Annotated in this window: 16 protein-coding genes; all 16 read right to left on the bottom strand. The window is 56.8% G+C overall.

The window, feature by feature from the left end; genetic code table 11:
• Positions 1-63: 63 nt before the first annotated feature.
• On the bottom strand, positions 64-216 hold the full coding sequence (locus Tfer_RS16485) for a hypothetical protein (RefSeq protein WP_160315524.1): 153 nt from the start codon (positions 214-216) through the stop codon (positions 64-66).
• A 36-nt stretch (positions 217-252) separates the two neighbouring features.
• Entirely contained in the window at positions 253-1,143 is an 891-nt protein-coding gene (locus tag Tfer_RS04340) for a hypothetical protein (RefSeq protein ID WP_052217046.1), read from the bottom strand.
• Between the two features lie 16 nt (positions 1,144-1,159).
• Positions 1,160-2,125, bottom strand: a complete 966-nt coding sequence (locus tag Tfer_RS04345) for a hypothetical protein (RefSeq protein WP_052217047.1) — start codon at positions 2,123-2,125, stop codon at positions 1,160-1,162.
• The gene (locus Tfer_RS04350) at positions 2,125-3,603 is read right to left on the bottom strand and encodes an ATPase, T2SS/T4P/T4SS family (RefSeq protein ID WP_052217048.1); all 1,479 of its coding nucleotides are present in this window, start codon (positions 3,601-3,603) and stop codon (positions 2,125-2,127) included. The genes Tfer_RS04345 and Tfer_RS04350 overlap by 1 nt, the downstream gene beginning before the upstream one ends.
• Before the next feature lie 17 nt (positions 3,604-3,620).
• Positions 3,621-4,802: a CpaE/TadZ family protein gene (locus Tfer_RS04355; RefSeq protein ID WP_152908965.1), complete on the bottom strand. Its 1,182-nt coding sequence runs from the start codon at positions 4,800-4,802 to the stop codon at positions 3,621-3,623.
• Between the two features lie 65 nt (positions 4,803-4,867).
• Positions 4,868-5,584, bottom strand: a complete 717-nt coding sequence (locus tag Tfer_RS04360) for an SAF domain-containing protein (protein WP_152908966.1) — start codon at positions 5,582-5,584, stop codon at positions 4,868-4,870.
• 171 nt (positions 5,585-5,755) lie between these two features.
• Entirely contained in the window at positions 5,756-6,280 is a 525-nt protein-coding gene (locus Tfer_RS04365) for a hypothetical protein (protein WP_052217051.1), read from the bottom strand.
• A 144-nt stretch (positions 6,281-6,424) separates the two neighbouring features.
• Entirely contained in the window at positions 6,425-7,219 is a 795-nt protein-coding gene (locus tag Tfer_RS04370) for a S1 RNA-binding domain-containing protein (RefSeq protein WP_052217052.1), read from the bottom strand.
• A gap of 31 nt (positions 7,220-7,250) precedes the next feature.
• A complete protein-coding gene (locus tag Tfer_RS04375; RefSeq protein WP_052217053.1) occupies positions 7,251-8,213 on the bottom strand; it encodes a replication initiator protein A in 963 nt (320 codons plus the stop codon).
• 80 nt (positions 8,214-8,293) lie between these two features.
• Positions 8,294-8,428 carry a hypothetical protein gene (locus tag Tfer_RS17085; RefSeq protein WP_282432051.1) on the bottom strand — a complete coding sequence of 45 codons (135 nt, stop codon included), beginning with the start codon at positions 8,426-8,428 and terminating at the stop codon, positions 8,294-8,296.
• A gap of 18 nt (positions 8,429-8,446) precedes the next feature.
• Complete coding sequence (locus Tfer_RS04380) at positions 8,447-9,478, bottom strand: RRXRR domain-containing protein (protein WP_052217054.1); 1,032 nt, start codon at positions 9,476-9,478, stop codon at positions 8,447-8,449.
• 172 nt (positions 9,479-9,650) lie between these two features.
• Entirely contained in the window at positions 9,651-9,827 is a 177-nt protein-coding gene (locus Tfer_RS16490; RefSeq protein WP_160315525.1) for a hypothetical protein, read from the bottom strand.
• 231 nt (positions 9,828-10,058) lie between these two features.
• Positions 10,059-10,883 carry a S1 RNA-binding domain-containing protein gene (locus Tfer_RS04390; RefSeq protein WP_052217056.1) on the bottom strand — a complete coding sequence of 275 codons (825 nt, stop codon included), beginning with the start codon at positions 10,881-10,883 and terminating at the stop codon, positions 10,059-10,061.
• A 16-nt stretch (positions 10,884-10,899) separates the two neighbouring features.
• Positions 10,900-11,310 carry a hypothetical protein gene (locus tag Tfer_RS04395; RefSeq protein WP_052217057.1) on the bottom strand — a complete coding sequence of 137 codons (411 nt, stop codon included), beginning with the start codon at positions 11,308-11,310 and terminating at the stop codon, positions 10,900-10,902.
• The gene (locus Tfer_RS04400) at positions 11,310-13,220 is read right to left on the bottom strand and encodes a type IV secretory system conjugative DNA transfer family protein (protein WP_052217058.1); all 1,911 of its coding nucleotides are present in this window, start codon (positions 13,218-13,220) and stop codon (positions 11,310-11,312) included. Before Tfer_RS04400 ends, Tfer_RS04395 begins: the two co-directional genes overlap by 1 nt.
• A gap of 22 nt (positions 13,221-13,242) precedes the next feature.
• The gene (locus Tfer_RS04405; RefSeq protein WP_152908967.1) at positions 13,243-14,250 is read right to left on the bottom strand and encodes a hypothetical protein; all 1,008 of its coding nucleotides are present in this window, start codon (positions 14,248-14,250) and stop codon (positions 13,243-13,245) included.
• Positions 14,251-14,393: the final 143 nt, after the last annotated feature.

Below are 14,393 nucleotides of genomic sequence, written 5' to 3' on the forward strand. Positions count from 1 at the left end.
GTCAAAAAAACTGCCGGGGGGGCGCACACCCCACACCCCCCCGCAAACCCTTCTGTCTTGCTTTTACGGGGTGGGAAGCTGGGTGTTGGTGATTACGGTACTGGTGGTGTTGGTGTCCACGGTTTTCACGTTGTTCCACAGGTGGTCGTAAATGAAGTACCTTATCGCGAATACCACCAGCGCCACCAGCATAAGCTTGGCGAATATTTCCTTCACCGGGGGCTCACCTCCTTTGCAAGATTTCAGGGCTTCCTATCGGCTTTGGACAAAGTTCATGAGGTCCTGGACCATCTGCCAGTACACGGTCAGCATGTTGAACAGGATGGCCATTACGGGGCCGATGGTGATCACGTACCCGACCAGGTCGCGGTTCTTCAGCCGCCGCCGGTGGTTCTCGTGCCGGCTGATCCGGAACTGGTCGTACCGGCTCTGGATCAGGTCCCTGGCCCTGGCGGGGGTGGTGGCGTCCACGCTTTTCAGGATCTGGGCCAGGTCGCGGGCTTCCGGTGTGCCCACCTCGGCGGCAAAGGCGTCCAGCGCCTGCTCAGGATCGCGTTTGTACAGCGCCAGGGTCTTGTGCAGCGCCGGCCTGATCCTGGTAAAATACACGCTCATCTTCTGGAGCATGAAGTACAGGCTGCAGGTCCGGTCATCGTCGATGCTGAACTCGTTCAGCAGCATACTGTACAGCACAAAGCATTCCCGGTTTTTGTCCAGCCGGTCGTAGTCCCTTACCTTCCGCAGCAGGTAAAACACCGGCCAGCCGGGTTTCGGCACGGTCAGCACATAAAACACGCCCACCATGCCCAGGTCGGACCAGGGAAACCTGCCGCCCTCCGCCAGCCAGTCAAGCAGTACAATGGTTACGGCCATATACGACAGTACAAACCTGGCCAGGTTGTACCTGCTGCTGTTCAGCCGCAGCGGGTACCCGGCCTCTTTCAGCATTTTTTCGGCGGACTCGTCGTACAGAGAGGTTTTGAGGCGGTCCCATACGGTGTCAAGATTCCGTTTAAGCTGGTACCTGCGAACGTTTTTCGGTATGCCGATCCGGGGAACGGAATTCATCAGGTATGCAGCGGCGAAAATCATGCCGAACACCGCCAGGTATACTGCGTATTCCAGGTATTGCGCAATCTGCAAATCTATCTAACCTCCTTCATATGTCGTTCCTTGGCTTTCGCAGCACCAGGGCGGTGACAAAAGCGGCGAAACACAGAAACAGGGTTACCAGAAAACTGGTCAACCCCGTGTTGGTCGTGAACTGGTACCTCAGCACATTGAACTGGCCGCCCATGGCCTGCATGAACAGCATGGAACCCGGGAACAGAAACAGCGGCAGGAAGCCAAGGTAAATCGTTTCCTGGCTGTGGGAGCGTTCTTCCTCGATAATGTTCTGGCCGTCCTTCATGTCGGCCACGATGTTTGACAGGCTCTGCTCTATGTTCCTGCCGTCGATCAGCGCGTTCAGCAGCAGCACGCCCAACTGTTTCGCCCAGGAGGTCTGGATTCTGAACACGAACAGCTCGACGGCGTCCTCTATGTCCCGGTCGTTTTTCCTGTTCTGGATCTTGTTCGCCAGGGCAATAAAGGCTTTTTTCAGGTAGTTGTCCTCCAGATTCCTGATGGTTTCCAGCACGGCAAAATAGATATTGCCGCTGCAGACCCGGTAACTGCCGAGCAGTTGGCTGACTGCCGGCACCAGTTGGTAACTGGTCTGCGAACGGATTATCTGCAGGTATAACCAGAGGCATATATAGGGGATTAAAGCCGTAAGCACTGCAAAAACCAGGCTGAGCGCCACCCTGCCCGTGTAGCGGGTGTACACGGAAAAACCGGACAGGAACAGGCTTACGGTCAGGATGACAAAGTTGGCCGGCGTGCGGTCGGTGTAATACTTCCACGTACTCTGCAGCAGCATGTCCATGTGCCGGTACAGCGCCGACCGCTCGGCAGCGGGCCGGTCTGTTCTGCCGGCACCGGCTTCCTGCAGGCGCTTTATCCGGGCGCGGTGGCGGTATGCCCGGATCAGGTCGTGCAGGTGGGGCTGGACGATTATGTATATGCCGGTGAAAAACAGAAAGTATATCAGCAGTTTTGCTGTGACTTCGATTATGGGCCGCATCAGCCCACCCCCCTGATTACCATGGTTTCCTTCGCGTAAACAACATTGTCGCCCATAATAGGGCTCTGCTGTTCCAGGGCTTTGAGCGATTTCACCAGCTCCGCCGCCCAGCGCGGGTCGTTCTTCCGCAGCACCGCCAGCAGCCGGTCGCTCAGGTCAAACCTGTACCTCCAGGTTTTGTCCTGCCCGTCGTAGCGCATGATTTCATGGGTCGATACCTGCAGGGTTACGGGGTCAAGCCGCAGTTCCACCACGCTCTCCACGCGCTTTGACTTGTCGGGCAACTGGTCCATGACCACCACTATGTCTATATTGTCCGCCGCCCGGATCAGTTCGGCCTCGTACCGGCGGTTCGGGAAGCTGTCCAGGATAAGCCGCGCCAACTGGCCGGGGATGTTGTGCGGATGCTTGGTGTGATAGGTGCATAACAGGCCCGTGGACCCGCGTTCGCAGCCCTGCATACTCAGCTCGGCCTCCACGCTCCGCAGCTCGCCCACGATCAGGTACACGAAGTCGGTACGCAGAATGGCCGGGAACAGCCTGAGCAGTTCGGCCTCCGTTGCCACCAGCTCGTCCAGCGGGCGGTCGGGACAGCACTCGCTGAGCTTCAGCTCGCTGTGCTTCTCCACGCAGACCACCTTCTGGTCGTGTTCGCGTTCAATGTAAAAGGTTTTCAGCATGGTGGACTTGCCGGATTTTACCGGGCCTACAATGAGTGTGTTGGGCCGGGTCCGCGCCAGGGCGCGGAAAAAGGGTACGGCCTCCGCAGGGATGGTCCCAAGGGCGGCCTGGTCCTCCAGGGTGTACCGGTCAACCACGAAACGGCGGAACGTGATGCTGACCTGGCGCGACAGGGGCGGTATGAACATGGTCACGCGGGTGCCGTCCACCATGTCGATCTCCACATGCGGGTTGTACTCGTTGATCTGGGTCCGGGGGTCCTTCAGCACCAGTGACCGCACAAGCTCGTAAACCCGGTCGATACTGGAAAACTCCACCGGCTGCCGGACCAGACGCCCGCCGGTCTCAAAGTATATCTTTGTGCCGATGATATGGGCCGCCTGGCTGGACGGGTGGTCGTACCACACGGCCAGCGGGCCCAGGCCGTAAAGCTCGTGGTACACGGCGTGGGTCAGGCTGTGGTAGTGCTTCGGGTACCCGGCGTTCAGCAGGTTGTGCCGGCGCAGGTATTCGGTGATTTCGTCCTTGAAAAACCGGACGGCGCGCGGGACGCCGATGATGGCGTTGTGCTGGTAATCCAGCCATTCCTGCGATTTCCTGGTGTCGTTGGTGTCAAACATGGAGTCAAAATGCGCCGCCACCCGCCGCACTATTTCCTCAAATCCGGCCCGGGCCGAACGGTCCCCGGCCTGCGGCAGGACCGGACGCGGGGACGTATGCGCCTGCCGGGGTGCGGGGTCCCGGCTGTGCCGCGCCACGTATTCGGCTATGTCAAACTTCTGGCAGGTTGTCTGCATATTACCGTCCCCCCCTCTCAACAGCATGAGAACAGTCTACGCAACAGGCCGGTGCGGGCGCGCGGCATGACAGTGTTGTTGGCCGGCAGGAAAATGCCGTACAGTTTTGCCAGGCTGCTGACCAGCCGGCCCAGGGCGGTGCTGTATTCCCTGTCGTTATAGTCCATCAGCAGGGTATGGCTGTTCTCCGCCAGGGTACCTATTTCGCCCAGGTCGGGTACGGCCTGCAGAACAACGATTCCGTACTGGTCCTGCAGCCTCCGGGTATCGGGGTAGTTGGCGCGGTCTATGTACCGGTTCAGGATCAGCGAAAAACTGTCGCCTGTGCAGCCCAGGGGCTGCAGCACCTGGTCGAAGGCCAGCTTCCAGTTCCGGTAAGCGCTGGTCTCCTGGGTGGTCACCAGCAGGCGCAGGTCGGCGCAGTTCAGGGCCTGGACGGCCAGGGCGTTGTCGAAGTGCGCGCCTGCGTCCAGAATGACCAGGTCAAAAACGTCCCTGGCCGTGTCAATCAGGTAATGGATTTCGTCTATGGAGTAGTACAGCCGCTTTTTAATGTCCCGGTTGCCGGCCAGGTATCTGAAACCGGATATTTCGCTCATGTTTTCCAGCAGGTCGTCGCCGGTCAGCAGCCTGTTGCCCAGGTAGTTCTTCAGGTCATCAAGGTACAGCCCGGTGTATTCCGCCACATAACAGTCGCCGGGGTTCCAGGCGTTCAACCCCAATACACCGATTTTTTTACTGCCACCTGCGGCCAGGCGCCTGGCTATGCTCAGGGCCAGTGTGGTCACGCCCGACCTGGGCTGGGCACCGAACAGGGACACCACATTGCCGGAACGGGTTTCCGTGGCCGGAGCCACGACCCGGCAGACCCTGTCAACGATCTGGTTCACGGTCTGGCCGGGCGGAACCAGGAATATGTCCAGGTTCAGGCACAGCATCTGGACCTGTTTCTGGACTGCAGGATCGGGATAGTTGCTGACCATGTAAAATATTCTGGCCTGCGGGCCGGCACCTGCGCGTATGTTCTCCAGTCCGGTGCAGGGCACGAGCCGGTCGCTTATAACCAGCACGTCGCAGTTGTTTATGCCGGCTTCCGACGCCTGGTCCGGTGCCGGGCAGACATCCACGGTGTCAAAAACCTGCCTGGCGCGGAATTCTGACGCCAGCGCGCTGTCGGTCGTTAATAACAATGCTCGCATAATTTACAGCGGCACTCCGTCCCGGCTCCCGGCCCGGGCGGTGTACCGCCTGTCCCCCCTTTTTTTTAGTTATAGGTGAATATAAACTTGTTGCCTTCCAGGGCTTTCCGCTGCAGGACCCGGTACTGGTCGTTGGTCAGCACCAGCTCCACCTGGGCGATGGTCCCGGTGGCGTCATCCCTCTGCCGGGACTGGTCAACAGGCTTTACTTCGCGGTTGGCGCTGTCCTTTACATGGGCCACGGCCACGCCCTGCAGCACCGGCCCGCCGTATACATACTGCATCACACCGGTTTCAAGGTCGGTATTTGCTATGCCGGAATACCGGTTTTCACCGGTCAGGCCGGGTATTGAACGGGTTTCCGCGGCTTTCGCCGGTACGGTGTATATGCTGACAATGTCTTTCTGCCGCAGCGAACCGGGAACGGCAAATATCCACTGGCCGGGCACCGGCGCATATATCTGGCCGGGCTTCAACACTATTGCGGCATCATCCAGCAGGCTGTCGGCCAGGATCATGCCTTTGGGTATGTTCACTGCCGCCGCTTTGCCGGCCAGGGCGCGAAGGTCCCATACAGCGCCCGACGGTACGGTCTCCAGCCTGGCCCGGACCTGCGACACGTCCTGCGGGTTCAAGTCTGACCCTTTCGGTATATGGCGCGCGGCCACCAGCACGGGCACGGTGTTCACGCGGTCGTCAAAGTACAGTTCCCATGCCGCAGCCGCGCCCACGGCGGCCAGTATCAGCAGTACGGACATTATTCGTGCCAAGGTTCTTTTCAAAACAATTCCCGGCGGCTGCAGGCCCTGTCCCTGCCCCGCCGGGTCCACCTCCTTTTTTGTTTTTTGTCCCCCGTGCAGCTTGACAAACAAGTGATGAAAGTGTTTTTGAGTTTTGCGGTGTGTTTGTCAAGTATTTGCGCAATTCTGCCGCAAATTTGTCAAGTGGTTAACCTATATCCAGTCTATTGTCCCGTTCTGTACCCGGTCCAGGGTCAGGTATTTCACTCTTTCGGTATCCCGCACACCCTCCGGCAGCGGGCCTTCGGTTATATAAACCACCCTCTCGGCTTCCACGGGTATGCGCGGCAGCCGTTCGCCGGTTAATACGGCTATGACCTGGTGTATGACGCCGTTTAAGTCCCTGATCCAGGCCGTCACGTCGCGGTACAGGAAGCCCACAAATTTCACGTCCCAGCCGTAACGCTCCCAGTACCGGAACCACAACTCGTTGGCCATCACCAGTTTTTTCGCCATCGGCGGGTTGATGCAGAAGTTCCGCGGCATGTACATCACCGCCGGAAAACCGTGCGGTGTGTAGTCGCGGGCCACTATCAGCCGGTCCGCTTCTTCCGCGATCTTTTTCAGGGCCCTGTCCGCCCGCCGGCTGCCGGCTGTCCAGAACAGGCGCTTCACCTGGTCCCCGGACATGGCCTTGTGCATGGATAATATCTCGTTCAGTCGTCCTGCGTCTATCAATACACATTACCCCCTTTTGTTTTCTCGTCACCAGAAGCGCAAAAACTGCTTTGTTTTTGTTTTAATGCCCCTGTCCAATACCCCTTTCCCTTTGTTGTGATTTTAAAGCGGCTTGTAGGTCAAAATAACGCGTCGGTTAACTTGTTATGTCAACCAGTCCTGCTGCCCGTCCAGCAGCCTGCCAATTATCAGGCGTTTGGCGTGGTTTATGTTCAGGGCCAGTACCACCACCCTGCCGCCCGGCCTGATGCCCGCCGGCCTGTCAATACGGCATACGGCGTCCACTCCCGGCTCAAGGCTTACGTATACCGCTGTCTGTGTGATGTTTGTCACTTCCCCCGCATACTGGCCTCCGGCGTGGTATTTGCTGTCCACTGTCAGCCACGGGTCGGGCAGTAATGCCTTCCGGCTCACCACCACGCGGCGGTTCTCGCGGTCCACTTCTTTGACCAAAACTTCCAGGTCCTGGCCCTCGACCAGGTAGCTCTTTATGTCCCCGGCCCAGCCCCAGCGCACCTCGTCCAGCGGCATTACTGCCGTCACGCCGCCGATGTTCACCAGCACGCATTTGCCGGGCAGGATTTTCTCGATACTGCCGGGCTGTACCTGACCCGGCTCCAGCTTCGACCAGGTCTGCTCCGCCATCTGTTCCAGCGCGGCCCTGTGCGACAGGTACACCTCGTTGGCGCTCCGGTTGATGTGTTTTATAACGACAGGAATACTCCGGCCTATAAACCGTCTCGGGCTGCCGCCGCCCGCTATGTCGCTCTCAAATATCATGCCCTTGACCGGCTGGTCGCCCAGGTCCCAGTAAACCACCAGGTACCTGATCCCGGCCATGGCCTCCAGGCCGCTTATGTATTCCCGGACCACCACGCCGTTCTGCCACCGGCGGTACATGTCCTGCCAAAAAGCCAATACTTTTTCTTCCGTTGCCATTGGTTATCTCAACTCCTCTCTTGCTCCACGCTTAAACATAGAGCATTTTAAACTTGTCTTTTTGCCTGCCCTTCCGCTGTTTCACCGCAGGGGAGGGCTTCCGCCTGTCGGCCACGGCCTGCCTGACCAGGCCCTTTAAGTTCGGCACGTCGTTCTTCTGGTAATACTGCCACGAGGCCAGCAGGGCGTCTTTTATCACACCGGTGTCCCCGCCGGACATGCGCAATAACTCTGCCATGTACCCGGCATCTTCGGTCAACAACACGAATAAATCAAGGGACTCCTGCCTGCAGAAGTCCCGTATCTCCTTCACCTTGTCCGACTGTTCCCCCGGAAGGGGGTCCACAACAACAACATTGTTTTGTTCGCTGGAAGTTTTTTCCTGGCTATATATATTATATTTATTATTACTTTGTTGTTGTTGTGAATAATATATATTATTTATCTCAGTCTCATTAAACTCAGTCTCGTTATATTCAGTCTCATTAGGTGAAACTTTTTTACACTCTTGAATGAAATTTTTTTTCACTCCGGGTAAAAAATTTTTACACTCCGGAGTGAAAAAATTTTTCACTCCTTGTGGCTCTAAGGCTTCAAAGGTCTTTTGCAGCAGATATATCTGATTGGGCCTGTTTAATCCAACCCTTTCTTCCTCAATGAGCCGTGCTTCTTTCAATTCCTGCAGCACCTTTCGCAGGGTCGGCTGGCTGCACTTGAGTATTTCCGCCATTTCACTGCGGGAATAGATCAGGTATACCTCGCCTTTTTTATTGACCCAACCGTTTTCTATGCTCAGTTCATGCCTGTCTCTCAGTAAAGCATACAGGACCCTTGCGTCATTGGACAGGTTGGTAAACTCGCCTTCAAACAAAAACTTTGGCAGTTGAAAATACCTGGCATTGGCAATGTCCTCTACGGAGTACCTTTTTCTTGGATCAACCTCGTTTATCATTAGTCTGTCCGGTTGAGGTTTATCTTGTGTCAGATCTCCCATAATTACCCCCTTCCCTTCTCCTAAAGCAACACCCTTCTGCCATCAACCAGTGCAGAAAACGGTATGTGTTTTCAGCCATACTAATACACCCCTCTCGCCAGTAAAAAGTCTTTCACTGTGCAGCCGAGATTCAGTAAATCCTGCAACACCCTGTCCACATCTACCTTATACTGCTTTGTCCTGTCGTGGCTGTCGTTGGGGTTGTTCCGCTCCACAACATATCCTGCCTTTACTCAGACTGCTAATTTCCAGGAAAATCCTGTTGACCTGGCCAGCAGCCTTGCTTTTCTCGGACTGAAATGCCCGATCCTTTTTCCATCGGCATCAGCTATGCCCAGTACCTTCGATATATCCGTCGGCAGGCCGCACACCCAACCCCGATAGGTCTTTCCGGCTTTCTCCGCTTCCACCCAGTCGCCTTTGCGGAAAAATCCGCCGTTGGCGGTGCCGCCAAAGCGCGGTCTAATGCCGCCCTTTTGCGGGTTCTGCCGGTGCAGGCTCCGCCTGGCGTATTGAAGTCTCCGCCAGACATAGAAAGGCGCGTCGGCGTTTTGACAGCCCGTTACCCCAATCAGCATTGCCACGGCGTCGTTGGCGTGGGTCGCAGGTACCTGCTCCCACTTTTTGTCGGTCTGTTTTTGCAGGCCGAATTTCTCCCGCCAGGCGTCGGTGTCGGCTACCTCCACCAGCTTCAGGACGGCCAGCTTCCGGTATTCCCGGTACGTTAACGTTTTGCCGATCTCGACGGTGGAGAAGTATTTCCCGTCCCTGAAACGGTAGTGGTTGTACCGCACGTCCTCGGTGACGATCAGCCGAACAGGGTATACCATGCATAACTCACGGACTACCTTGAGCCGGGTTTCCACCTTCGACCTCTGCGTGGGAGCCAGCCAGTACCCGTCCCTTTTCCGATTGTCGAACCGGGCCGGACGACGCGGTGTGTTGCGGTACCGTCGCGCACGGCGCAGGTTCCGCCTGGCATCCATCTTTTTCGGCACGTCGTCCGGAAGAAATGCCATCGCGCGTATCTCCACCTGCCGGTGCGATGCTACGGCCACTCCGTCGTATTTCGCGCCGGGGTCCACAGCCAGGGACAGCGGCTGGATTTCTTCTCCTACCGGCCTGGTCATCTGGATATAAAACAGCCCCAGCTTATTTCTCCTGGGCTTTGCCAGGCCGTCTTTTATCAGCAGCCTGGCCTTCCTTGGAGTGGTGGGCATGAGCGGCTTGCCGTCCACGCCCACCACCGGTACTCTTTTGAACATCGCGGATACTCCGCCTCCTTTCGGAGTGTTTGTCGCCTCGGCGATGTCCGCAGGGCTTAGGCCGGTCTTGTCCCAGCCGCGGCATTCAGCGGTTCTGCCTCACATAGTCCGGGCTGGCGAAACACCCGGAAGTGATTACGTAGCCCCGCAGACCCCTGCCCAGCTCTCTGTTCTACTGAGCACTGGGCCGCCTAGTCAGCCTGTTGCCCCTGCCCCCGCCAGGGCAAGCCCCCGCTTCTGTAAGCGGGGGTGGTTGACCGATGTCGTGTTCTGTCAGGTTTTCCATCTCAAAAATCGCTTTGCTGGCGCTGAACCAATTTTGGGTCCGGTTTTGGTTGTTGACTACCATCTCCACCACTCCTTACTCAGTTTGTTTTTTGTCCTCGCAAAAAAAGAGGCAGGAACAGCGCCGGGTTTCCGGACACTGTCCTGCCTGTGAAAAGGAGTGGTGTCAAAAAAAGAGGCAGGCGCATGACCCTGTCAGGGGCCCGGCCTGCCAAAGAAGGGTGAGAAGGGTGTACAAAAAAAGGGCAGGGACTGCGCCAATCTCCGGCACGTTCCCTGCCCATCGGGAAAAATTCTATTCAGCCTGTTTTATAATGCGTATTATGCGGCCCTTTAGACGCCTGGCCTCGTAGTTGGACATGGTTATCTTCACCTGGACCTGGTCGCCGGGCCTGACGCGGAATACCGGGTGCAGGGTCTTTACGTCTATGCCGGGTTCCAGGTTTACGATTACGCCGGTTTCCACCACGCCGCGGACGGTGCCGGCCCATACGCTGCCTTTTTTGTACCTGTCCACACCAAGCCAGGGGTCGGGTATAAGCGCCTTCCGGCTTACAAATACGCGCTTCTTCTTCGTGTCAATTTTGGTCACTTTTACACGAAATGTTTCGCCGATCTTCAGTCCGCTGCTGTCCATCCAGCCCCAGCCGTATTCGCTCATAAACAGAAAGGCCAGGACACCGCCAATGTCCACGTAGATCAAACGCCGGACCGGGTCTATCTTCCTGATCACCGCTGTCCGTTCCTGGCCTTCCTCAAGTTCGGACCAGGTCTTTTCGTAGATTTCTTCCAGCGCTTCCCTGCGGTTTAAATAAACCACCCCTGCCGCCCGGTCCACGCGCTCGATCTTGAACAGCAGTTCACGGCCAAGCAGGTGTTCCAGCTTCTGTTTGCCCCTCAGCCCGGCCTTGTCTGCCGGCACTTCGCCGGTTATATCCTCGCCCAGGCCAAGGTCCACCAGCAGGGTCTTTCCCTGTTCGCCTGTATGAACCCCTCTCGCCACGCCGTGGATGTACTGCCGGTTCATCAAACGGCGGTATATTTCTTCCCATGGATTGCTTACTGCCTCCGCCTGCTCGGGCTTATAACCCTCGATAAATTCAATGTTGCCTACACTCATGGATACATCAGCCTCCTTAATTAAGTTTTTGGTTAAGCATATCCACCAGGGACTTTAAAAAGTCCCGGTTTTTCTCTATCTCCTGCGCCTGCCGGGGGGTCAGTTCCCCCATGCGGGTCAGGTAGTATTCCATCTCGGCTTTTGCCTCCCATAAGGGTTTAACCGCCTTCCTCAACAGGCGCATAAACAGTATCGCCGGGTCGTCATCGGCGAGTTTTTTCTTTGCCTGGGTTATGTCGATCAGGTCGTACACAAGCTCGGTTTTCTGTTTCTTCAACTGCGATACTTCTTTCTTCAGGCCGTCAAGCTGGGTTTTCAGGTATTCCAACTGTCCGCATGTCTCTCTGTACTCCTCCAGCTCTGCCTTTAATTTTATCAATACCTCGTATTCGTCAGGCTGATGCTGTAATTGTTTTGCTTCCTGCATCAGTACCAGTCCCCCTTCGCGTCTGTGTTCGTGTTTATCCCCACATCATCCACTGCACTTACGCTGCCCTCCAGCCTGTCGCGCAGGCCGGCCACGGTTGCCTCGGTGACCTCCGGGGCCATGTCGTCGATTAACTCAATGTCCGGCATTCCGTACTGCCTCAACTCACGTTTTATAAGCCCGGCCAGTTCGCCCGGCGGGATGACACTGCCCTCGCCGATAAACAGCCGGTTGTTGGCTCCCACCACGCTGCACATGACCTTGCCAGGCGGCAGTTCCATGATGTCGGTCGGGGTCCAGCGCTTCTGCAGTACCTGGCGTTCGGTCAGCTTACGCTGCAATTTCAGGCTCGGAAACAGTACATGGTCGTCCACGGTGATGCTGCGGTCGGTGCGCTCCTGTTCGCCCAGGGTCCTGCTCAACAGCTCGGCGTCGGGATACCCCAAACCGCCAAACACGATCTTGTTCTTCACTATGGTCAGCATGGTATCCAGGAAGCTGGGTACCCCGGCCAGCTTCAACTGGCCGAAGCTCTGCAGGGCTATGTGGCACGCGCACCGGTATTTCCGCCCTATGGCCGCAAGCCGTTCAAAGTCGGCGTTCACGTAACGCGGAAACTCGTCGATATACAGCATGTGCGGTACACGGGTCCATTCGTCACCGGGGCGCCGGAATACGGCGTTCTGCAACTGCATGATCAGAAACTGGCCGAAAATGTCGCCCAGCTTGCCCAGCTCGCCCATCCGGGTCGTTGCCAGCAGAATGCCGCCCTCGTTGATGTGCCGGTCCATGTCTATGTCGGATTTCCCCATGAACACCCGGCTGATGTGCGGGTTGGAGATTATATCGCCCAACTGCAGCCGCGCGCCCATGGCAAACTGGTGGATCTTGTCGGCCAGCCGGCCAAAGACTTCGTGCTCGAAGTATAAAAAGGTGTCGTCCTCGCCAAACCGCCGGCGGTATTCGTTGACCACCAGTTTCAGCTTCTCCTGGTCAAGCAGGAGTTCGTATATCTCGTTTAAATACAGGTCGTTGCCACGCAGACGTTTCATCAGCAGGTAGGTCTGCTTGGCGTGCTGTTCCTGGGCCTGCGCAAAAAAGGCTTCCTGCTTGCCGAACAGGTTTCTCTGGATCAGCCGCATGGTCTCGGCCACGGACTCGGGTTCGCCGTCCAATGGGTTAAACCGGCAGGTGTCGGGATTTATGGGGTCGATCAGTACGTGCTTTAAACCGAGTTTCCTGCACCATTCCGCCACTTCGTACACGGTCTCGCCGTCGGGCTCCACCAGGGTCAGGCCCAGCGGTGTGCCGTTCTTTATCACCTTCAGGTCCTGCCAGATCAGGCGCTTGAACACGGCGCTGGTCTTGCCGCTGCCTGGTCCGCCGGCCACCATAATGTGGGTGAACCGGTTCAGGCTCGGTATTACCACCGGGGCCCCTTCTCTGTCGCGGCATATCTCTGCCTCCAGTCTGCCGTTCCACGGCCAGGTCTTTAACCGGTCGCCGCTGTTCGGTTTTATGCCGGGCAACGGGAGAGGTATGGTGGTCTTTAAACCCAGCTCCCCGGTCAGCAAATGCTTTATCAGCAGTACCGCCGGCACGGCTCCGGCGATTATCACGCCCAGCGCCTGCGCCATCACGCCCGACGGGTCCAGGTACCCGGCGTTCAGGTGAAAAAACAGCGGGTTGATCACGCCCTGCGCCAGCCCCGCCCAGGCCGGGTACTGTGATGTCAGCCATACCTGCCGGTGCTCCGTCAGGGCATAAAAAAACACCCCTACGGGTACTGCTGCCAGGGCCAGCGGGTACAACCCCGCTCGCCATATCACCGCCGCGGTTAGTATGAGGTTTATCGGGGGAAGTATGGCGGCGATTAGCTTTGTTTCTTCCGTCAGTCTGGTTTTGTCCAACAACGCCACCTGCCCTTCTATACTATAGCATTAATGTCTTTACATACGGGCTGTCGCCCAGTACGGTCCGTACTATGCGCTCCTGCTCGTCGTCGGCCACAATAACCATGAAATGGTCCTGCCCGCGCTTTATCCTGTCCCTGATCACCGCCAGCACGTTCTCGTTCCGGGTGGCGTACTCCACCAGGTAAAACTCGCGGTAGCCGGTGACATGGTATGCCGGCACCAGTACGGCTCCTGTCGGGCGGATCTCCAGCGTCTTGTTTTTGGACTTCAGGGCTTTTACACCTTTGTTCAGGGCTTCTTTCACCGTGTCCCGCCGTTCGTTGGCTGCGCGCAGGTGCCTGCCCAGCCATTCCGCCGCTTCGTCAAAACTTAATACGGTCACCGGCCCTGGCTGTATGTGGTTGGTAATCTGCTGCCTCACCTCACCGGGATATTTGGCTATCAATACGTGATGGCGGTCGAACCCCTGGGCCATGCTGTTCTCATGCGCCGTCAAGTCCTTCTGCTTCCTGCTGTCGGCTATGTACAAGCCTATCGGTCTGTCGCGCAGTATTGCTGCGCTTATTGTGTTGGTTTTCAATATGTTTTTGTACTGCGATTTTATTTCCAGCCCGGTCAGCCATTCACTCGGGTTTATGATCCCCTCCGCCACTAACTGCCTGTATATCTCGCCGATTAAAAAGTATTTGTGCAGATATTCGTTTTTCACACGCCGCGCCTGGCCGCTTATCAGCCGGGCACCTTCCGCCGTCAGCGCATACATGCTCGTTATTTTTCTGCACACACGCTTTGACTGTTGGCTTGTCTGCCCACTGCCCAATAACGGTCGGTCCGCCACCAGCCCCCTCCGGCTCAGCAGCCTCAGGCGATGGTAACCGTACTGCGCTCCGTTATAATAAATATCTTTTATCTGCCCTGCCGACAACATCCCAAATCTATTCAATGCCGTCAATACTTCAAAATCCCTCCTGCATATCCTGCCCATCAGTTCCTCTGCCATTACCACTTTTTTCTGACCCTCCAATCCAATCTCACCACCCTGTTTTTTCTGCCATCTTTTTCCTCTATTACCAGCACACCTGCCCCCTTTCTGCCCTGTTTTCTCCCCTGCCCATTCCTGCCCAAAGCAATTCCTTGATTGCGCAAAATTTTGTGTTTTTGCCTTGC

It is taken from the genome of Thermincola ferriacetica, from assembly GCF_001263415.1.
Taxonomy (GTDB): Bacteria; Bacillota; Thermincolia; order Thermincolales; family Thermincolaceae; genus Thermincola; species Thermincola ferriacetica.